Genomic DNA, 18,351 nt, shown 5'->3' on the forward strand with positions numbered 1-18,351 from the left:
CCTCAACCGTAGATGCAGTCGCGCAGGCGGGTCAGCCCCCGCGCCGTGTCCTCGCGCGGGGCGACCAGCGCCGCCCGCACGAACCGTTCGCCCGGATTGCCCGCGCCGCCGTCGCGCGCCAGGTACGCGCCCGGCAGGACCATCACCCCGGCCTCCGACCACGCCTTCACCGTCGCGTCCTCGCCCGTGCCCACGCCCGCCGGGACGGGCAGCCACAGGAAGAACCCCGCGGGCGGCATGGTCACGCCCGGCACGCCGTCCAGGATTGCCGCCGCGTCCGCGAACTTCGCGTCGTAGAGCGCGCGGTTCACCTCCACGTGGGCGTCGTCGTCCCAGACCTTCGCCGCGGCCATCTGCAACGGCGTCGGCAGGGGCGCGCCGGCATAGGCGCGCAGCTGCCGGATCCGCGAGATGTTGCCCGCGCCCGACGCCACGAAGCCCGACCGCAGGCCCGCCAGGTTCGAGCGCTTGGACAGCGAATGGAACGCAACCACCCGGTCGGGATCCGCGCCCGCCCGTGCCACCGCCTCCAGGATGCCCGGGGGCGGGGTGCCGCGATGGATCTCGGCATAGCATTCGTCTGCGAAGATCGTGAAGTCGTGGCGTTCGGCCAGGGCCAGGAGGTCGGTCCAATACGCCATCGTCGCCACCGCGCCCTGCGGGTTGGCGGGCGAGCAGACATAGGCGATGGCGGTGCGGTCCAGCACGTCGGCGGGCAGCGCCGCGTAATCCGGCAGGTGGCCCGAGGCTTCGGTCGCGTCAACGTAGACCGGCTCCGCCCCCACCGACAGGGACGCCACGGCATAGACTTGATAGAACGGGTTCGGCGTCAGCACGACCGGCACGCGGCGGTTCTTCGATTCCGGACACAGCGCCATCGCCGCGTTGTACAGCCCCTCGCGCGTGCCGTTCAGCGCCATCAGGTTCGCTTCGGGGTCCAGATCGACGCCGTAGCGGCGACCCACCCAGTCCGCGCAAGCCTCCAGCAGTTCGGGGATGCCGTCGTTCACGGGATAGGACATGAACCGGTCGGCGTTCGCCGCGATGATCGGTCCGACGAAGTCGGGCGGCGCGTGCCGGGGGTCGCCGATGGTCATCTGCACGGGATCGTCCGCGCCCGGCGCCACATCGGCCAGCAGCGTCCGCAGACGCGGAAATGCATAATCCGGCAGCCCGGAGAACCGCTGCGGTGCGTTCATTGCCAATGCCTCGTCGCCTGCGGGTGCTCTGACGGCCCCGTCATCCGCCAACGCTACCGCGTCGGTCCCGCCCCGGTCCAGCGCGGCGGCCACGCCGGGGGCGGTGTGTGTCTTTCAGGCCAGCGCCGCCTCCATCGCCGCGCCCAGCCGCAGCAGGCGGTCGTCCTGCCCCGCATGGCCCAGCGCCATGATCCCGCAGGACGGCACGCCCGTGGGCAGCGTCAGCCCGCACAGGCCCATCAGGTTGCCGATCCGTGTGTTGCGCAGCGCGGCCAGGTTCTGCTCGACGTAATAGCCGTCGTCCGACAACAGACGCTCCCGGTCGGGCGGCAGGGTGCAGACGGTCGGCACGATCACCGCGTCGTAACCCGCCGTGGCGCGCGCATACGTCGCCCGCAGGGCGCGCAGCTCGGCCCAGGCGGCCCAGACGTCCGGTCCGCTGAACGCCGCGCCCGACCGGAAACGCGCCAGGATGGGCGGGAACATCGCGTCGGGGTCGCCTTCGATCACGTCGCGCCACAATCCATAGGCCTCCGGCGAGAAGACCGGCGCGGCCAACGCCATCGCCGCGTCCACGCAGTCCAGCGCCCCCCGCGTCACGGACGCGCCGGCGTCCCGCAACCGCCCCTCCGCGTGCTCGAATGCCCCGCGCGGGGCGTCCGCCGCATCGTCGGCGAAGGGGGCCAGGGCCAGGACGCGCGCGCCCTCCAACGTGGCGCCGTCCAGGTCGACGGGGCGCGACCCGTCCAGCAGCGACAGGGCCAGGGCCGCGTCCTCCACGCTGCGCGCCAGCGGCCCGACCGTGTCGAAGGACAGCGCCAGCGGCACGACGCCGTCCAACGGCAGGCGGCCCGACGTCGTCTTCAGCCCCACCAGGTCGTTCCACGCGGCGGGCGTGCGCACCGATCCGCCGGTGTCCGACCCGATCGCGAGCGGCGCCAGACCGAAGGACAGCGATGCCGCAGCGCCCGAGGACGAGCCGCCAGCCACCAGCGCGGGGTCGTGACGGTTGGGCGGCGTCGCGGTGACGGGGTTCAGCCCCAGGCCGCTGAACGCCAGTTCGGACATGTGCGTCTTGCCCAGGCAGACGGCGCCCTGTGCGGTCGCGCAGGCCAGCACGGCGCAATCGTCCTGCGGGACGCGCCCCGCCAGCAGGGCGGACCCGGCCTCCGTCGCGGTGCCCGCGCTGTCGAACAGGTCCTTCCAGCTGACTGGCACGCCGTCCAGCGGGTGCCGCCGGGTCCCGTCCCGCGCGCGCAACGCCGCCGCCGCGGCCTCGGCCTGCGCGCGGTCGGAGGTCGCACGGGCATAGACGTCGGGCGCCTGCGGGGCCGCCTCGATGGCCGACAGGAAGGCGTCGCACAGCGCCTCCGGGTCGATGTCGCCCGCGCCGATCCCGCGGCCCAACGCGCCCGCACCCATCCAAAGCCAATCCCGCATCGAAGCCCCCGCTGCCGGTCGCCGCGACGCTATGCCCGACGCGCGCGATGGACAACCGCCGTGGACCGCGTAGATCGAAGGCCATGGATGCGGACGTCGTCATCGTCGGCGGGGGGCTGTCGGGCCCCCTCACCGCGCTTGCCCTGGCGCAGGCGGGGCTGCGCTGCGTCGTGGTCGACGCAGCCGATCCCCCGGCGCGGGGCCGCGACTTCGACGGGCGGGCCTATGCGCTGGCCCTGTCCAGCGTGCGGATGCTGCAGGCGCTGGATCTGTGGGACCGGGTCGCCGATCCGTGCCCGATCACCGGCATCAAGGCGTCCGACGGGCGCGTGGGCGAAGGCGCGTCGCCCCTGCACCTGTCGTTCCGGGCCGAGGCGATCGACGCCCCCTTCATGGGCCAGATGGTGGAGGACCGGCACCTGCGCCGCGCGCTTCTGGACGCCTGCGACGCCGCCGACCGGATCGAGATGCGCTTCGGCCAGACGGTCTTGGACCAAGACCTGTCGGGGGCCGCGACGGTGACGCTGGCGGGCGGCGACACCTTGGTGGGACGGCTGCTGGTCGGGTGCGACGGGCGCGGCAGCGACGTGGCCGCGCGCGCGGGCCTGCGGGTCGTGCGGAAGGATTACGGCCAGACGGCGCTGACCTGCGCGGTGAAACACGACCGGCCCCATGGCGGCATCGCGCACCAATTGTTCCTGCCCGCGGGCCCCCTGGCCATCCTGCCCCTGACGGGCGACCGGTCCAGCCTGGTTTGGACCGAGGACGCGGAAACGGCGGCGGCCGTCCAGGCCCTGGACGATGCGGCATACCTCGACGTCCTGCGCCCGCGCTTCGGCAGCTTTCTGGGCGACATCGCGCTGACGGGCGGGCGCGGCACCTATCCCCTTTCGCTGAACCTCGCCGCCGATCTGACGGCGGAGCGGGTGGCCCTCGTGGGCGATGCGGGCCACGGCATCCACCCCATCGCGGGGCAGGGCCTGAACCTGGGATTCAAGGACGCCGCCGCGCTGGCGCAGGTCCTGCGGGACGCCCGGCGGCGGGGGCAGGACATCGGGCGGGCGGACGTGCTCGCGGGCTATGCCCGGTGGCGCCGGTTCGACGCGGCGCAGATGGGGGCGGCCACGGACGCGGTGAACCGGCTGTTCAGCAACGACGACCCGGTGCTGCGCTTGGCCCGGCGGCTGGGCATGGGCGCCGTCGACGCGATGCCCGGGCTGAAGAGGCGGTTCGTCCGCGAGGCGGCGGGACTGACGGGGGATCTGCCGGACCTGATGCAGGGCCGAAGGTTGACGATTAACTGATCTGCAACCGAAAGTTGTCGGCTGTCAACTCGTCCGCCCATCGCCCCCGACCCGCCGCCGCGCCCGGATCAGTCCAGCTTGCGCGCCTCGTCGATCAGCATGATCGGGATGCCCCCCCGGATCGGATAGGCCAGCCCTGCGGACTTCGACACCAGCTCCTGACGGTCCGCGTCGTAGGCCAGGATCCCGCCCGTCTGCGGGCAGACCAGCGCCTCCAACATGCGGCGGTCGTGTTGCGGCTTGGGCGCGGCGTGGTCGGACGCAGTCTCGGCCCCAGCCTCGGTCTCGATCTCGGTCACTGAACGATGTCCTCCGCGTCGCCGGATCGCAGACCGAACTCCATCAAGGTCACCAGCGTCTCGCGCCGGGTGGCGAGCGAGGGGGCTTCCAAGAGGGCCTGCTTCTCCTCGGATTCGAACGGGCACAGCATGGCCAGCGAGTTGACCAGCAGCTCCTCCTCCGCGTCCTCCAGGCTTTCCCAGTCGGTCGACAGGCTCTGAGCCTCGAAGTAGCGGCGCAGCAGGTCCAGGAATGCGGGTCGGTCGAAGCCCTCGTCCACCTCCGCCTTGCCGGTGTCGCGCTCGAACCCGGTCCAGTCGACCTCCGCCTTCAGATAGGGCGCGAAGCCTTCCACCTCCGACGTGATGCGATAGCGGCTGACGCCCGACAGGGTCACCATGTAGCGCCCGTCCTCCGTTTCGGAGAACTGCGTCAGCCGTCCCGCGCAGCCGATCGTGTTCAACGCGCGCCCGTCCTTGCGGGGCTTGGCACGCGGCTGGACCATGCCGATCAGACGCTGCGGCGTCTTCAGGCAATCCTCGATCATCTGCAGATAGCGCGGCTCGAAGATGTGCAGGGGCAGACGGGCCCGCGGCAGAAGCAGCGCGCCCGGCAGGGGGAAGACCGGGATCGTGTCCGGCAGGTCGGTCACTCGGATCATGACGTGTCAGGTAGCCCTGACGGCCGGTCAGGCAAAGATCATGGACGACAGACGCCTGCGGCCCTTCAGCACGATGGGGTCCTGGGGCTTCAGGGCGTCGAAGATCGTGAACAGTTGCGTGCGGGCTGCGCCGTCGTTCCATTCGCGGTCGCGGCGGAACAGTTCGAGCAACTGATCGACCGCCTCCTCCGTCTCGCCGGCAGCCTGCAGCGCCTGGGCCAGTTCCATCCGTGCGCCGTGGTCGTCGGGGTTCGCGTCCACCGCGGTCCGCAGTTCGGCCACGGGACCGGCATTGGCCGCCTGGCGCGCCAGTTCGATCTGGGCGCGCGCGGCTTCGACCTCCGGGGCGGTGGCGATGGCGGCGGGCACGCCGTCCAGCACGGCCTGGGCGCGGTCGATCTCGCCCAGGGCGATGTGGGACCGGACCAGGCCGCCGAAGGCGCCCGCGTGGTCGGGCGCCTCGCCCAGGATGGCGGCGAAGGTCTGCGCGGCGTCCACGGCGGCGCCCTGCTCCAGCATCTCCTCCGCGGCCGTGACGGCATCCGCCAGCCCGTCGTCGGCCTCCCCGCCCAATGCGGCGGCGCGCTCGACGAAGGCGGTCACCTCCGATTGGCTGACAGCGCCCTGGAACCCGTCGACCGGCTGGCCCTGCCAGAACGCATAGACGGTCGGGATCGACTGGATCCGCAACTGCGCCGCGATCTGCTGCGCGCCGTCCACGTCGACCTTCGCCATGCGGACGCGGCCCTTCTGCGCGGTGACGGCGGCTTCCAGTTGCGGGCCGAGCGTCTTGCAGGGGCCGCACCACGGCGCCCAGAAGTCGACGATGACGGGCACGGTCATCGACGCCTCGACCACCTCGGCCATGAACGTCGCCTCGGTGACGTCGGTCACCAGGTCGGCGGGCGGGGTCACGTCCTGCTGGGGCTGGCCGAATTCGAGCATGGGTGCCTCCTGGCGGAATGTCAGGTGCGGCAGATAGGCCGGCAGCCGCCTGCGAACAAGCCGGTCAGGGATCCAGGTCGAAGGAGGCGAAGACGGGCGCGTGGTCGGACGGCTTGTCCCATCCCCGCACCGCGCGCAGGACGCGGGACCCATGGGCGGCGGCGCCGATGTCCGCGCTCGCCCAGACGTGATCCAGGCGGCGGCCCTTGTCGGCCCTGTCCCAGTCGGGCGACCGGTACGACCACCAGGAATACAGCCGCCCGTCGGGGATGTCCTGGCGCGTCACGTCCACCCATCCGCCCGCATCCTGGGCCTGGGCGAAGTGCTCGACCTCGACCGGCGTGTGGCTGACGACCTTCAGAAGTTGCTTGTGCGACCAGACGTCGTCCTCGCGCGGGGCGATGTTCAGGTCGCCCACCAGGATCGCGCGTTCCGGCCGGTCGGCGTGGAACGCGTCGCGCAAGGACGTCATGTAGTCGAGCTTCTGACCGAACTTCGGGTTCGCGTCCCGGTCCGCCACGTCGCCGCCCGCGGGCACGTAGCAGTTGTGGACCGTCACGCCCCCCGGCAGCCGCGCCGCGACGTGGCGGGCATGGCCCAGGGCGGCGTGGTCCACCGACCCCGCATCGGTCAGGGGATGGCGCGACAGGATCGCCACGCCGTTATAGCCCTTCTGCCCCCGCGCGACCATGTGGGGATAGCCCAGCGCCGCGAACGGCGCGGTGGGGATCTTGTCGACCGGCGACTTGCATTCCTGCAGGCACAGGACGTCGGGCTCCTCCTCCGCCAGCAGGCGGGCGACCAGCCCTTCGCGCAGGCGGACGGAGTTAATGTTCCACGTCGCGAGGGTAAAGGGCATGGCGTCGTCCTGGTCTGCGGGGCCCCGACGGCGTGCCATGCCCCGGCGGCGGAGTCCACGACGCCCGCCGCCGGCCCCGATCCGTCAGCCGGTCGCGCCCAGGCAACCCGCGAAGGTGGACCCGACGTGGCGCAGCAGCGCGGGATAGAAGCCGGGCCCGGGCTCCAACGCGCTGCCGGCGGCGTCCAACTCGACCACGGTCGGCGACAGGCCGTCGATCACTGTGTCCAGAGCGCCCGTCTCGCCAGGCTCGCGCAGGACGCAGCGCAGGTCCGCGGCGCGGGCACGCTCCAGCAGATCGCTGAGATGGCCCGGGGTCGGCGCCTCGCCGTGGACGTCGGTGACGGCGCCCAGCGGTTCCAGCCCGAACGTGCGGTCGAGATAGCCATACGCGTCGTGCCCGGCCAGATAGGTCCGGGACGGCACGTCCGCCAGCATCGCCGCGACCTCGTCGCGGGCCGCGGCGATGTCCGCGATCAGCGCGTCCGCGTTGGCGCGGTAGGCTTGCGCGTTGGCCGGATCGACGTCGGACAGGGTCGCGGCGATGGTGCCGACCCAGGTCGTCGCGATGGCGGGGTCCAGCCAGGCATGGGGGTCGATGCCGCCATGGTCGTGGGCGTGATCGTGCCCGTCGTGATCCTCGTGATCCTCGTGATCCGCCGCGGCCTCCTCGGCATGGTCGTGGTCGTCGTGATCGTGTTCGGCATGGTCGTGCGCATGATCGTCCGCGGCATGTTCGTCGTGCTCCGCGTGATCGTCGTGATCGCCTTCCTCGGACCGTTCGATCAGGTCGATGCCCTCCACCTCCAGCAGCGAGACGACGGTGGCCCCGCCGGCCAGGTTCTCCAACGGGCGGTCGAGCCAAGGCGCCATCGCGGAGCCGGTACGGAACACGACCTGCGCGTCCTGGAGCGCGCGCCCCTCCGAAGGGCGCAGCGCGTGGTCGTGGGGATCGGCGCCTACGGGAAGGACGTTGAACGGCTCGCCCACCCCGTCCATCACGCCGGCGACCAAGCCATGGATCGGCCCGATATCGGTCACGACGCGCGGCGCGTCGGCGAAGGCTGCGGTGGCGAGCACGCTCGCGGCGAAGGCGGGGAGAACGTTATGGTATAACATGACACCATGTGTTAGACCCGGCCCGGATGTCACGCAAGCCCCCCCACGATCCCGCCTTCGCCGCGCACGACCACGCCGCCTGCATCGCCGACGCCATCGCCGCCGCCGAACGACGCTGCGCGGAGGCCGGGCTGCGGCTGACCCCCATCCGCCGCCGCGTGCTGGAGTTGCTGTTGCGCGAACACCGTGCGATGGGCGCCTACGACGTGCTGGACCGCCTGCGGGAGGAAGGGCTGGGCTCGCAGCCGCCCACCGCCTACCGCGCGCTGGACTTCCTCGTGGCACATGGCTTCGCGCACCGGGTGGAGCGTCTGAACGCCTTCGTCGCCTGCGCGCGTCCGGGCCTCGCCCACAGCCCCGCCTTTCTGATCTGCCGCGCCTGCGACCAAGTGGCCGAAGCGGATGCGGGCACGGTGGGCGACCTGCTGGACGGCGGCCCCCCGGGCTTCGCGGCGGACAGCGCGGTGGTGGAGGTGGCGGGCCTGTGCCGCGACTGCCGGGAGGGCGGAGGATGAGCGCGTTGATCGAGGCGGACGGCCTGGGGGTCAGCCTGGGCGGCCAGAGCGTGCTACGGGACGTGTCGCTGTCCGTCGCCCCCGGCGAGATCGTGACGGTCGTCGGACCCAACGGATCGGGCAAGTCCACCCTGGTGCGCTGTCTGATCGGGGGCCTGCCCGCCGGGACGGGGGCGGTGCGCCGGGCGGTCGGGTTGCGGCTGGGCTACGTGCCCCAGCGCTTGGCCGTGGCCGCGACGCTGCCGATGACGGTCGCGCGGTTCCTGTCCCTGCCCCGCCGGGCGTCCCGGGCGGACGTGGCGACGGCGCTGGAACGGACCGGCGCCGACGGCCTGCAGCGCCGCCAGATGGACGACCTGTCGGGCGGACAGCGACAGCGGGTCGCCCTGGCGCGCGCCCTGCTGAACCAACCGGACCTCCTGGTCCTCGACGAGCCCACCACCGGCCTGGACCAGCCCGGTGCGGCGGACTTCTATCGCCTGATCGAACGGCTGCGCGACGACACGGGCTGCGCTGTGCTGATGGTCAGCCACGACCTGCACGTCGTGATGGCGGCCAGCGACCGGGTGATCTGCCTGAACGGCCACGTCTGCTGCGAAGGGCGCCCCGCCCAGGTCGCGGAGGCACCCGCCTATCGCGCGCTGTTCGGGACCGGCACGGGGGGGGCGCTGGCGCTCTATCGGCACGAGCACGACCACGCGCATCACGACCACGACCACGGAACCGCGGCTTGACCCTCCTCGACGATTTCCTGGCGCGCGCCGTGCTGGCCGGATCGGGCGCCGCCCTGGCCGCGGCGCCGCTGGGCTGCATGGCGATCTGGCGGCGCATGGCGTTCTTCTCGGACGCGACGGCGCATGCCGCGCTGCTGGGCGTGGCCCTGGCGATCGCCGTGGACGTGCCGGTCGCCCTGGGGATCCTGGCCGCCGCCCTCGCGATGGCGGTGCTGACCGCCGCCCTGTCAGAACGTGCGCGCAGCGCCGACACCATCCTGGCGGTGCTGGCCCATTCCGGCCTCGCCATCGGGCTGCTCGCAGTCGCGACCCTGCCGGGGCGCAGCATCGACCTCCATGCCTTCCTGTTCGGCGACCTGCTGGCGGTGTCGCGGGCGGACGTGGGCGTGGTCTGGCTGGGGGCCGCCGCCGTCCTGGCGGCGCTGGCATGGCGCTGGCAGGCGCTTCTGACCACGACGCTGGACCCCGATCTGGCCGCCGCCGCGGGCTACGACCCCCGGCGGGAGCGGCTGATCCTGTCGGTCACGCTGGCCATCGTGGTGGCGGTGGCAATCAAGGTGGTGGGCGCGCTGTTGATCGCGGCGCTCCTGGTCATCCCCGCCGCCGCCGCGCGGCCCTTCGCGGACACGCCGGAGCGGATGGTCGGCATCGCCGCCCTGCTGGGTCAGGCCGCGACGCTGGGGGGACTGACGCTGAGCTGGCGGTTCGACCTGCCCGCGGGCCCGGCCATCGTGGCGGTCGCGGCGGCGGCGTTCGCCCTGTCCGCCCTGCGGCGCTAGGGACGCAGCAGGCGCTGCACGGCGCGGGCCTGGCGGCCCGGCATCGCGCGAAGCGCCTGGGCTTGGTCGCGCGGCGCGCTGCCCTTCAACGCCAGGGCCACGATCGCGGGATGCTCCGCGGTTAGGCCCCCGCCCAGCTTCGCCGCCTGCACCAGGTTCGCGATCGAGGCGGGCGCCTTCAGCACGGGCCTGGGCACGGACGGGGGGGTCGCGGCGCGCGGGGCGGGTGCGGGATCGGGCGCGGCCGGACGTGGCGCGGGCGCCGGGTCGGCCAGGGGCGGGGCTTTGAAGATGCGCCGCTCCGCCTTGTGGCGGAAGGTGGGCGGCGGGTCCGACGGCGCCGGGGCGTCGGCCGACGCGGATGTCGGCGCGGGCGCGGGGCGGGGCGACGCCCTGTGCCCCGTCTCGACCCGGCGGATCAGCTCGGCGGCCATGGCCCGCAGCTTGTCGGGACTGTCGGCGCCCAAGTCCTTCGGGTCGCCGCGGTTCTCCAGCAGGGCGAGCAGGCGACGGGCCTCCGCGTGCGGATCCTCGGGCGTGGCGACGGCGGCGGCGGCGGGGGGCGCGGCGGCCCTGCGATGCTTGAACTTGGGGATCATGCGATGCCCTTCCATGGGGTTCAATGGTATCCGGCGACGAGCGCGCCCGCGATCAGGGCCCAACCGTCGACCGCGACGAAGAAGGCCAGTTTGAAGGGCAGCGACACGATGGCGGGCGGCACCATCATCATGCCCATCGACATCAGGACGGCGGCCACGACCATGTCGATGATCAGGAACGGCATGAAGACCAGAAACCCGATCTGGAAGGCGCGCGCGATCTCGGACAGCATGAAGGACGGGATCAGCACGGACAGCGCGCCCGGCTCCGCGTCGGGGCGGAGATCCGAGAGGTGCGCGAAGGTGTCCGGATCGACCCGGCCCTCCATGAAGGCGCGGAACGGGGCGATCGCGCGGGGCACGGCGTCCGCCATCTCCATCGCGCCCTGGGTCCAGGGACGGATGCCGTCCTCCCAGGCGATCGTCGCCACGGGCTCCATCACGAAGTAGGTCAGGAACAGCGCCAGGCTGACGATCAGCATGTTGGGCGGCGCGGCCTGCAGCCCGATGGCCTGGCGCAGGATCGACAGCACCGTGACCACGAACGGAAAGCAGGTGACGGTGACCGCGATCCCCGGCGCGAGGCTGAGGACGGTCAGCAGCGCGATCAGCTGCACGGAGGTCAGCGACAGCGAATCGCTCCCCAGAAGCCCCGCGATGCCCGCCACCGCGTCCTGCGCCGCGGCCGGGACGGCCGACAGCACGAGGACCGCCAGCGCGGCGGGCAGGGCGGGGCGGGGGGTCACAGGGCGTTGTCCAAGTCGGTGATCTCGGTCAGGCGCACGGCCAGGCGGCCCGGCTCCTCGCCCTCCGCCTCCTCCAGGGTGCCGCGCGCGATCAGGCGGTCGCCCGCGAAGATCTCCACCGGCTCGTCGGCGGACCGGTCCAGCGTCAGGATCGCGTCGGGCCGCAGGCGCAGCAGTTCCGCCACCGTCGGGCGCGCGCGCCCGACCGAAACGGTCACCTCCACGGGAACGCGGCCGAAGGGCGCGCGGTCGGCATCCTTGGCGTCGGGGATCGTCATGTCATTCATCGTCGGGGCTCCCGTCTGGCTTGCGGTTGTCGGCGCGCAGCCCTTCGAAGGCGGCGTCCATGGCGTCGAGCAGGCGGGTCAGATCGACCTCCCGCTCCTGGTCCGCGCCGGTCAGCAGGGCCTGCATCGGCTCCAGCGCGGGGTCGCCGATCAGCTTCACCGCGGCCCCGTCGGACGGCGCGGCGTCCAGGATCGCGCGCAGGGGCGCCACGGCGTCGGCGGCGACGCTGATGCGCAGCACGCGGCCCTCGGCGTCCTGCATCATCGCCTGCGCCTCCTCGACCACGAGAGGCAGGAACCCGCGTTCGGCGGCGCGCGGCAGGACCTTGTCGAACACCTCCGCCAGCACCCCCTCGACCTGCGACAGGCACAGGGCCATCGCGGCGCGCTGGGTGTGGGCCAGCGTTTCCAGCCGGGCGGCGGCGCGGATGCCGATCCGGAGGTCGTCCTCCCGGATGCGGGCGGCGGCGTCGTCCCACCCCTGCCTGTAGCCTTCGTCGAAGCCCCTGTCTGGCGGGGCCGCGGGTTCCGCGGCGGGGGGCGGGGCGGGCGCGGCCTTCGGGCGCGGCGCGGCGAAGTCCTCGAGGATCATGTCAGGTCGTCTCCTCCGCCGGGGCGTCTTCCTCGATCCAGCCGCGCAGGACCTCCACCGTCTCGTCGCGACGCTCGGCGATCAGGCTGCGCAGCCGTTCGACCGGATCCTCCTCCGCGCCGCCGGACGCGGGCCCGGACCCGCCGCCGCCCAGCGCGGGCAGGTCGTCCAACGACGGCAGGCCCCCGTCGTCGAGGTCGGGCAGATCCGGCAGGATCGGCAGGCCGTTGGCGTCCCTCTCGGGCGGGGCGGCCAAAGCGGGCGCCGCACCGGCCCCGATCCCGCCCGCGGCACCCGGGGCCGGCAGCGCGCCGGAGGCGTCGGATCCGGCGGGGGCGGACGCCCCCCGGCGGTCCAGCAGGGGACGCACCACGAAGGCCATCAGGGCGACCAGGCCCATCAGGATCGCGGCCACCGTCGCCAGGCGGACCATCTGCGCGCCGGTCAGCCAGGGCGCGGTGGCCCCGCCCTCGATGGCGACTGCGTTGTCCTGGAACTGCAGCGACCGCACGGTGACGACGTCGCCCCGCCCTTCGCGGAAGCCCACGGCGGACTGCACGAGGTCGCGGATCGCGTCCAGCTCCTCCTGCGGGCGGGGCTGCCAGGCTTCCGCGCCCGCCGAATCGGGGGCCGTGACGCCGTCGACCATGACGGCGACGGTGATGCGCTCGACCGCGCCCGCCCCGCGCGTCACCTGACGCTCGCGTTCGGACACCTCGTAGTTCACGCGCTCGCGCGATCCCGACGCGTTGCTGCGCGATTCGGACCCGCCGCCCGCGTCGCCGTCGGGCAGGTTGGAGGCCACGGTGACCCCCTGCCCCGCCGCGCCCACGTCCGAGGACGTGCTCTCCTCCGTATCGACGGAAATGATGACGCGGCTGTCGGGGTCGAGCGTGCGCTCGCGCAGCTGCTCGATGTCGGTCGTCGTTTCTAGGCTGATCTCGGCCACGAATCGGTCGGCGCCGACGCGCGCGGTCAGCAGGCGGTCCACCGCGGCGCGCATCTCGGCCAGGCGCTCGCCCCGGGCGGCCCCGTCGCGGGTGCCGGCGTCGCGCGACACGACGCGGCCCGTGCGGCTGTCCACGACGGACACCGAATCGGGGTCGAGACCCCGCACCGCGCCCGCGACCAGGGACTGCACGGCCTCCGCCAAGTCGGCGGGCACGGCACCCGTCTTCATGCGCAAGGTGGCCGACGCGGTCGCGCCCTCGTCGCGCGAGAACGGGGACCGACCCGGCGCGGCGATGTGAACGCGCGCGGCCTCCACCCCCCGTCCGGCCAGGATCGTGCGGGCCAGCTCGCCTTCGCGGGCACGCCAGTACGCGGCATCGAACATCTGGCTGGTGGTGCCGAAGCCCGACAGTCCGTCCAGGATCTCGTAGCCCGCGCCGTCCGCGCCGGGCAGCCCCTCGCCCGCCAGGTCCAGGCGCAGGCGGTCGCGCTGGCCCCCGTCGACGTAGATCGAATCGCCCCGCACGTCGTAGGACACGCCCCGCGTCTCCAGCTCCGTGACGATGCGGCCCGCGACGGCCGGATCGAGCCGGGCGAACAGAAGCTCCAGGGTGGGGGCGGCGGCCATGCGGCCCAGCAGAAGGATGGCGGCGAAGGTGCCCGCGACGGCGCCCGCCAGGATGGCCAGGCGAAGGTAGTCCCCACGGTTCCAGTACTCGACGATGGTCTGCACGATTCTCGCGCCCTTCCTGTCAGGGGGCCGTTCTGACCCACCCGAAGGCTTGAACCGCAAAGGCATTAACAATCGGTTAGGCACCCTTCGGTAGGGATCGACCATCGAATTGGAGAATCCCCCGTGGCCGACGACGCCCCCGACACAGCACCCGACGACGACGCCGACGGCGCGCCGAAGAAGAAGGGCAAGCCCGTCCTCCTGATCGGCGCGGTCGTGGCCGCCCTGGGCGGCGGGGGCGCGTTCTACGCGGGCTATGCCGGGCTGCTCGCGGGCCTGATCGGCGGGGGCGGCGAGCATGCCGCCGTGGAGGACGCGACCGACGTGGAGCATGTCCGCGCCGACGACGCGGCGCACGGCGAGGCGGCGGTCGACGCGGCCCATGCGGCGCCCACCGGCACGGCGGCCTTCCTTACCCTGCCGCCCCTGTCGGTGTCCATCGGCACGGGCGGGCGCGACCGCACCCTGCGCATGCAGGCCGTGCTGGAGGTGGACGAGGGCCGGACCGGCGACGTCCAGACCCTCGGGCCCCGCATCCAGGACACGCTGCTGACCTATCTGCGCGCCGTCGGCACCGACGTGATCGAGGACCCGAACGCCCTGCTGCAGGTGCGGTCCCAGATGCTGCGGCGCGCTCGCATGATCGCGGGGGACGCCGCCGTGCGCGACCTGCTCGTAACCGACTTCGTTCTGAATTGAGGGGCACCCGACCATGGAGATGATCTCCGACGTCCTTCTGGTGGTGGGGGCCTTCGCCCTCGCGGCCTATTGCTGGACCCTGTCGCAGCGCCTGCGCGCGCTGGGGCGCTCCGACGCCGGGCTGGGGGCCACGATCGCCACCCTGTCCGAGCAGGTGGAGACGCTGTCCAAGACCGCCTCCTCGGCGACCCACGACGCGGAGGAGGCGGCCCGCCGCCTCGCCCGTCTGGTCGAGGAGGCGGAGCGCCGCGAAGGCGACCTGTCCGTCGTGCTGGCCGGGCTGACCGATCTGGATGACCTGGCCGAATCGGCCCAGTCCGCGCGCCGGTCGGGGGGCGCCGTGCCCGCCGACCCCGCGGGCGACGCGCCGCCCCCGCCCGCGCCCGCCCTGTTCCAGAGCCGCCGCCAAGCGCCGGTGGCGTCGTGAAGGGGCTGTTGGGACGCATCGCGCTGACCGGCATCGCCTCGGCGCTGCTCCTGTCGGGCACCATGCGGCTGGTGTCGGCGAACCTGGCCATCCCCGACCACGGCACCGCGCGCGCCGCGGAGGTCGTGCACGGCGAGCCCGCCGACGCGGCCGGGACCCCGACCCCCGCCGCCCTGGACGAGATCGAGGTCCTCCTGCGTGACATCGCCCGCCGGGACGAGGAACTGACCGCCCGTGCCGCCGCGCTCGAGCTGCGCGAGCGCGACATGGGCATCGCCCGCGCCGAGCTGGAGCGAACGCTGGACGAACTGACCGCCGCCGAGGCCGCGCTGGAGGCCCGCATGTTCGCCTCCGCCGAGGCATCGGAGAACGACCTGGGCCGCCTGACGGCCATCTACGAGAGCATGAAGCCCAAGGACGCCGCCGCCCTGTTCGAGGCGATGGAGCCCGGCTTCGCCGCCGGCTTCCTGGGCCGCATGGACGCCGACGTCGCCGCGGAGGTGTTCAGCAACATGCCCCCCCTCGCGGCCTATGCCGTCAGCGCGACCATCGCCGGACGGAACGCCGACGCCGCACGGGAGGCACCGCGATGATCGGGATCGTCGGAATCGTCGTCACCTTCGTCATGGTCTTCGGCGGATACCTCGCCGCGGGCGGCAAGATGGCGATCATCCTGAAGGCCCTGCCCTTCGAGATGACCATGATCTTCGGCGCCGCCATCGGCGCCTTCCTGCTGGGCAACTCGATCCCCGCGGTGAAGCACACGCTCAAGGACGTGGCGAAGGTCTTCAAGGGCCCGAAGTGGAAGCCCGACGACTACCGCGATCTGCTGTGCATGCTCTACCAGCTGATGCGCCTGGGCCGCCAGAACGCCGTGCAGCTGGAGGAGCACATCGAGACGCCGGCCGAGTCGGCGATCTTCACCCAATACCCCCGCATCCTGGCGGACGCCGAATCCGTCGCGCTGATCTGCGACACCCTGCGGGCCATGTCGATGAACTACGACGACCCCCACCAGGTCGAGGAGGTGCTCGAGGCCCGCATCGAGGAGAACGTGGAGCACGCGATGCACCCCTCCCACAACCTGCAGACCATGGCCGACGGCCTTCCCGCGCTGGGCATCGTCGCCGCAGTGCTGGGCGTCATCAAGACGATGGGCTCCATCGACCAGCCGCCGGAGGTCCTGGGCAAGCTGATCGGCGGCGCGCTGGTCGGCACGTTCCTGGGCGTCTTCGTGGCCTATGCCTTCGTGGGTCCCATGGCCACGCGCCTCAAGAGCATCGTGGAGGAGGACGGCCACTTCCAGGATCTGATCCGCCAGGTGCTGGTGGCCAACCTCTACAACCACGCGACCAACATCTGCATCGAGGTCGGGCGCCAGAACACGCCCACGCATATCCGCCCGTCGTTCTCGGACCTGGAGGACGCGCTGCGTCAGGCGAAGGCCGCCGCATGACGGATCCGCGGGGGACGGCGGTGGCGGTCCTGCTGGCCGGGATCGCGGGCGCGGCGGGGGCGCAGGACGTGCCCCTGCGGTCGGGCGAGCACGACGGGTTCACCCGCCTCGTCTTCGAAGCGCCGTTCGCGGCGGACTGGACGCTGACCCACCGTCCCGGCGCGGCCGAGATCGCGCTGACGGGGCTGGCCGGGGGGATCGACGCGTCCGGCGTGTTCGACCGCATCGGGCGGGACCGCGTCGCGGACGTGGCCTGGACCGACGGCACGCTGACCCTGGACCTGGCCTGCGACTGCACGGCCTCGGTGGGTCAGATCGGCAGCGGCCACATCGTCATCGACGTGGCCCCCGGCGTGCCCGCCATCGTCGTTCCGGCCGACGCGCGCCCGAACCCTCCGGCGGCGGTCCCCGCCACCGCCGCCGCCGCACCCGACGCGCTCGACCCCGCCGACGTGGCCCGCTGGTTCCCGTTTGGCTTGGACGGCGCCCCCCGCACCCCGGACGCGCCCCCGCCCGGACCCATGCCCGCGCCGACCGCCCCCGCCGTGGTGGCCGCGACGGATCCCGTCCCCCGTCGGACCCCGCGGATCGTGGACCCGGTCCTGCCCGCCTCGCCCGGCGAGGTAGTCAGCCTGCCGCTGTTGATGGCGCCGCTCGCCTCGCCCTTGGGGGACCACCTGGACCGGGTGCTGCGCGACGTCGTGGTCGCCGCGGACGCGCGCCGCACCATCCCCGACGCCCTGCCGGACGGCCCCCGCGCCAAGCCCGCCGACACCCAACTGCGCATTCGCGACGCCCGCGCGCCGGATCCGCGCGACATCCCCTACGACGAACGGGTCGCCTGCGAAGGGGCCGCGCCCCTGCGCGACCTGCTCCTGCGCGATCCCGGCACCGCCCTGACCGACCTCGCGGCGCTGACCGAAGCCTACGACCCCGCCCGCCGGGACACGGTGCGCGCGCTGCGCGACGGCTACCTCGCCGCCGGGCTGGGGGCGGAAGCGCGCCACCTGGGCCGACTGGCGGACATCGACGACGCTTGGACCGACCTGATGGCCGACGCCGTGGACCACATCGCGCTGGCCGCCCTGCCCGACGACGCCTGGGACTGCGGTTCCGCCACGACGCTGCTCGCGCTCAACCTCGCCGTGCCCGACCGCGGCCTGACCGCCCGCGACCGCCGCCGCCTCGCGGCCTTCGCGGGCGACCTGCCCCGCGCCCGGCAGCGCGACCTGCTGCCCCGGGCCGCCGACAACACCGCCCGCGGCGGCGACCTGGAAACGGCTGCCGAGTTGGCAGCACTCGTCGGCCCCCCGCCGGAGGACGCGGCGGAAGCGCGCGAGATCGGACGCATCGCGCTGGTCACGCAACGGCTGACGCAATGGACCCTGGGCGAGGATGCCGTCGCCTCCGCCGCAGCCGACGCTCTGGCGCTGCTGCCCACCGTACCCGCGGGCCCCCGCAACGAGGCGCTTCGCGCCGCCCTGGCCGTGGGCCTGATCGGGATCGGCGAGTTGACGGAGGCCGACGAGGTGCTGGCCGGCATGGTTCCGCCCGCCCGCCGGGCCGTGGTGGACGAGATCGCGCACCAGTTGCAGGATCTGCCTGGACATCGCAGCGCCTTCCTGGCCGCCGCCATGCTGCGTTACCGCGACGACGCTGGCGCGACGGCGCGGCGCAGCTTCGCCGGCGTGCTGAACGCCGCCGGCCTGACCGGCACCGCCGCCCAATGGGGGCACGAGATCTCGGGCGACGGCGGCGTTCGCATCGCGGCACCGCCCCGCGCGGACCTGGATCCGGTGGAAGCAGCATGGCTGGCCCGCGACCTGGCGGGCGTGGTGGCGGCCGACCCGGACGCCACGCGCGCGCACCTGGCGGAAACGCTTCTGGCGCAGGGCCCCGACCCGTCGATGGACACGCTGGTCGGCGCCGACGTCCGCTTGAACCGCAGCCGCCGCACCGCGGGGCTGGTACGCGACCTGCTCGGCCTGCCCGGAGACGGCGGGGACGGAACGGACCGTTAACCATCC

The 18,351-nt window shown here is 73.2% G+C and carries 21 protein-coding genes; 9 read left to right on the forward strand and 12 right to left on the reverse strand.

Translation table 11 applies throughout. The features are described from left to right. Window positions 1–2 precede the first annotated feature (2 nt). Both P0084_RS05635 and P0084_RS05640 read right to left on the reverse strand, forming a co-directional pair. Entirely contained in the window at window positions 3–1,199 is a 1,197-nt protein-coding gene (locus P0084_RS05635) for an aminotransferase class I/II-fold pyridoxal phosphate-dependent enzyme (protein WP_308916080.1), read from the reverse strand. Window positions 1,200–1,313: 114 nt separating this feature from the next. Further along, on the reverse strand, window positions 1,314–2,639 hold the full coding sequence (locus tag P0084_RS05640) for an amidase (RefSeq protein WP_308915844.1): 1,326 nt from the start codon (window positions 2,637–2,639) through the stop codon (window positions 1,314–1,316). An 83-nt stretch (window positions 2,640–2,722) separates the two neighbouring features. On the opposite strand from P0084_RS05640, the gene P0084_RS05645 reads away from it, so the two are divergent. After that, a complete protein-coding gene (locus P0084_RS05645) occupies window positions 2,723–3,943 on the forward strand; it encodes an FAD-dependent oxidoreductase (RefSeq protein ID WP_308915845.1) in 1,221 nt (406 codons plus the stop codon). Window positions 3,944–4,011: 68 nt separating this feature from the next. On the opposite strand, the gene P0084_RS05650 is transcribed toward P0084_RS05645, so the two are convergent. The 5 genes from P0084_RS05650 to P0084_RS05670 all read right to left on the reverse strand — a co-directional run bounded on the left by P0084_RS05650 (window position 4,012) and on the right by P0084_RS05670 (window position 7,806). Further along, the gene (locus P0084_RS05650; protein ID WP_308916081.1) at window positions 4,012–4,233 is read right to left on the reverse strand and encodes a Trm112 family protein; all 222 of its coding nucleotides are present in this window, start codon (window positions 4,231–4,233) and stop codon (window positions 4,012–4,014) included. Window positions 4,234–4,238: 5 nt separating this feature from the next. Then, a complete protein-coding gene (locus P0084_RS05655; protein WP_308915846.1) occupies window positions 4,239–4,883 on the reverse strand; it encodes an LON peptidase substrate-binding domain-containing protein in 645 nt (214 codons plus the stop codon). A 27-nt stretch (window positions 4,884–4,910) separates the two neighbouring features. Beyond that, window positions 4,911–5,828 (reverse strand): co-chaperone YbbN, encoded by a 918-nt coding sequence (locus tag P0084_RS05660; RefSeq protein ID WP_308915847.1) that lies wholly within the window; start codon window positions 5,826–5,828, stop codon window positions 4,911–4,913. A gap of 64 nt (window positions 5,829–5,892) precedes the next feature. Beyond that, window positions 5,893–6,687: an exodeoxyribonuclease III gene (locus tag P0084_RS05665; RefSeq protein WP_308915848.1), complete on the reverse strand. Its 795-nt coding sequence runs from the start codon at window positions 6,685–6,687 to the stop codon at window positions 5,893–5,895. A gap of 84 nt (window positions 6,688–6,771) precedes the next feature. Further along, the gene (locus P0084_RS05670) at window positions 6,772–7,806 is read right to left on the reverse strand and encodes a zinc ABC transporter substrate-binding protein (RefSeq protein ID WP_308915849.1); all 1,035 of its coding nucleotides are present in this window, start codon (window positions 7,804–7,806) and stop codon (window positions 6,772–6,774) included. 26 nt (window positions 7,807–7,832) lie between these two features. On the opposite strand from P0084_RS05670, the gene P0084_RS05675 reads away from it, so the two are divergent. From P0084_RS05675 to P0084_RS05685, 3 genes are read left to right on the forward strand one after another with little or no spacing between them, the layout of a single operon-like run. Further along, a complete protein-coding gene (locus tag P0084_RS05675; RefSeq protein ID WP_308915850.1) occupies window positions 7,833–8,321 on the forward strand; it encodes a transcriptional repressor in 489 nt (162 codons plus the stop codon). Next, complete coding sequence (locus P0084_RS05680) at window positions 8,318–9,055, forward strand: metal ABC transporter ATP-binding protein (protein WP_308915851.1); 738 nt, start codon at window positions 8,318–8,320, stop codon at window positions 9,053–9,055. The genes P0084_RS05675 and P0084_RS05680 overlap by 4 nt, the downstream gene beginning before the upstream one ends. Next, window positions 9,052–9,834: a metal ABC transporter permease gene (locus P0084_RS05685; protein WP_308915852.1), complete on the forward strand. Its 783-nt coding sequence runs from the start codon at window positions 9,052–9,054 to the stop codon at window positions 9,832–9,834. Before P0084_RS05680 ends, P0084_RS05685 begins: the two co-directional genes overlap by 4 nt. Here P0084_RS05685 and P0084_RS05690 read toward each other — a convergent pair. From P0084_RS05690 to fliF, 5 genes are read right to left on the reverse strand one after another with little or no spacing between them, the layout of a single operon-like run. Beyond that, window positions 9,831–10,448, reverse strand: a complete 618-nt coding sequence (locus tag P0084_RS05690) for a hypothetical protein (RefSeq protein ID WP_308915853.1) — start codon at window positions 10,446–10,448, stop codon at window positions 9,831–9,833. The two genes, P0084_RS05685 and P0084_RS05690, sit on opposite strands and share 4 nt — an antisense overlap. Before the next feature lie 5 nt (window positions 10,449–10,453). Further along, window positions 10,454–11,179: a flagellar type III secretion system pore protein FliP gene (gene fliP / locus P0084_RS05695; protein WP_308915854.1), complete on the reverse strand. Its 726-nt coding sequence runs from the start codon at window positions 11,177–11,179 to the stop codon at window positions 10,454–10,456. Continuing rightward, complete coding sequence (locus P0084_RS05700; RefSeq protein WP_308915855.1) at window positions 11,176–11,466, reverse strand: FliM/FliN family flagellar motor C-terminal domain-containing protein; 291 nt, start codon at window positions 11,464–11,466, stop codon at window positions 11,176–11,178. The genes fliP and P0084_RS05700 overlap by 4 nt, the downstream gene beginning before the upstream one ends. Further along, window positions 11,459–12,058, reverse strand: a complete 600-nt coding sequence (locus P0084_RS05705; RefSeq protein WP_308915856.1) for a FliH/SctL family protein — start codon at window positions 12,056–12,058, stop codon at window positions 11,459–11,461. The genes P0084_RS05700 and P0084_RS05705 overlap by 8 nt, the downstream gene beginning before the upstream one ends. Before the next feature lies 1 nt (window position 12,059). Next, window positions 12,060–13,742, reverse strand: coding sequence for a flagellar basal-body MS-ring/collar protein FliF (gene fliF, locus P0084_RS05710; protein WP_308915857.1), 1,683 nt, complete (start codon window positions 13,740–13,742; stop codon window positions 12,060–12,062). A gap of 123 nt (window positions 13,743–13,865) precedes the next feature. Between fliF and P0084_RS05715 the strand changes: the two genes are divergently transcribed. From P0084_RS05715 to P0084_RS05735, 5 genes are read left to right on the forward strand one after another with little or no spacing between them, the layout of a single operon-like run. Next, window positions 13,866–14,441, forward strand: a complete 576-nt coding sequence (locus tag P0084_RS05715; RefSeq protein ID WP_308915858.1) for a flagellar basal body-associated FliL family protein — start codon at window positions 13,866–13,868, stop codon at window positions 14,439–14,441. Between the two features lie 13 nt (window positions 14,442–14,454). Further along, window positions 14,455–14,868, forward strand: a complete 414-nt coding sequence (locus P0084_RS05720) for a hypothetical protein (RefSeq protein ID WP_308915859.1) — start codon at window positions 14,455–14,457, stop codon at window positions 14,866–14,868. Between the two features lie 8 nt (window positions 14,869–14,876). Continuing rightward, window positions 14,877–15,461 (forward strand): MotE family protein, encoded by a 585-nt coding sequence (locus P0084_RS05725; protein WP_308915860.1) that lies wholly within the window; start codon window positions 14,877–14,879, stop codon window positions 15,459–15,461. Beyond that, a complete protein-coding gene (gene motA, locus P0084_RS05730) occupies window positions 15,458–16,324 on the forward strand; it encodes a flagellar motor stator protein MotA (protein WP_308915861.1) in 867 nt (288 codons plus the stop codon). Before P0084_RS05725 ends, motA begins: the two co-directional genes overlap by 4 nt. Further along, window positions 16,321–18,345: a hypothetical protein gene (locus P0084_RS05735; protein WP_308915862.1), complete on the forward strand. Its 2,025-nt coding sequence runs from the start codon at window positions 16,321–16,323 to the stop codon at window positions 18,343–18,345. Before motA ends, P0084_RS05735 begins: the two co-directional genes overlap by 4 nt. The last annotated feature ends 6 nt before the right edge of the window (window positions 18,346–18,351 follow it).

Source organism: Jannaschia maritima (assembly GCF_030973515.1).
GTDB classification, from domain to species: domain Bacteria; phylum Pseudomonadota; class Alphaproteobacteria; order Rhodobacterales; family Rhodobacteraceae; genus Jannaschia; species Jannaschia maritima.

Bases quoted from the DNA above. Each gene is read 5' to 3' on its own strand.
- P0084_RS05705 (WP_308915856.1), bottom strand. From the start codon at position 12,058: ATGATCCTCGAGGACTTCGCCGCGCCGCGCCCGAAGGCCGCGCCCGCC.
- P0084_RS05635 (WP_308916080.1), bottom strand. From the start codon at position 1,199: ATGAACGCACCGCAGCGGTTCTCCGGGCTGCCGGATTATGCATTTCCG.
- motA (WP_308915861.1), top strand. From the start codon at position 15,458: ATGATCGGGATCGTCGGAATCGTCGTCACCTTCGTCATGGTCTTCGGC.
- P0084_RS05655 (WP_308915846.1), bottom strand. From the start codon at position 4,883: ATGATCCGAGTGACCGACCTGCCGGACACGATCCCGGTCTTCCCCCTG.
- P0084_RS05720 (WP_308915859.1), top strand. From the start codon at position 14,455: ATGGAGATGATCTCCGACGTCCTTCTGGTGGTGGGGGCCTTCGCCCTC.
- P0084_RS05700 (WP_308915855.1), bottom strand. From the start codon at position 11,466: ATGAATGACATGACGATCCCCGACGCCAAGGATGCCGACCGCGCGCCC.
- P0084_RS05660 (WP_308915847.1), bottom strand. From the start codon at position 5,828: ATGCTCGAATTCGGCCAGCCCCAGCAGGACGTGACCCCGCCCGCCGAC.
- P0084_RS05675 (WP_308915850.1), top strand. From the start codon at position 7,833: ATGTCACGCAAGCCCCCCCACGATCCCGCCTTCGCCGCGCACGACCAC.
- P0084_RS05640 (WP_308915844.1), bottom strand. From the start codon at position 2,639: ATGCGGGATTGGCTTTGGATGGGTGCGGGCGCGTTGGGCCGCGGGATC.
- P0084_RS05670 (WP_308915849.1), bottom strand. From the start codon at position 7,806: ATGTTATACCATAACGTTCTCCCCGCCTTCGCCGCGAGCGTGCTCGCC.
- P0084_RS05735 (WP_308915862.1), top strand. From the start codon at position 16,321: ATGACGGATCCGCGGGGGACGGCGGTGGCGGTCCTGCTGGCCGGGATC.
- P0084_RS05690 (WP_308915853.1), bottom strand. From the start codon at position 10,448: ATGGAAGGGCATCGCATGATCCCCAAGTTCAAGCATCGCAGGGCCGCC.
- P0084_RS05665 (WP_308915848.1), bottom strand. From the start codon at position 6,687: ATGCCCTTTACCCTCGCGACGTGGAACATTAACTCCGTCCGCCTGCGC.
- P0084_RS05645 (WP_308915845.1), top strand. From the start codon at position 2,723: ATGGATGCGGACGTCGTCATCGTCGGCGGGGGGCTGTCGGGCCCCCTC.
- P0084_RS05680 (WP_308915851.1), top strand. From the start codon at position 8,318: ATGAGCGCGTTGATCGAGGCGGACGGCCTGGGGGTCAGCCTGGGCGGC.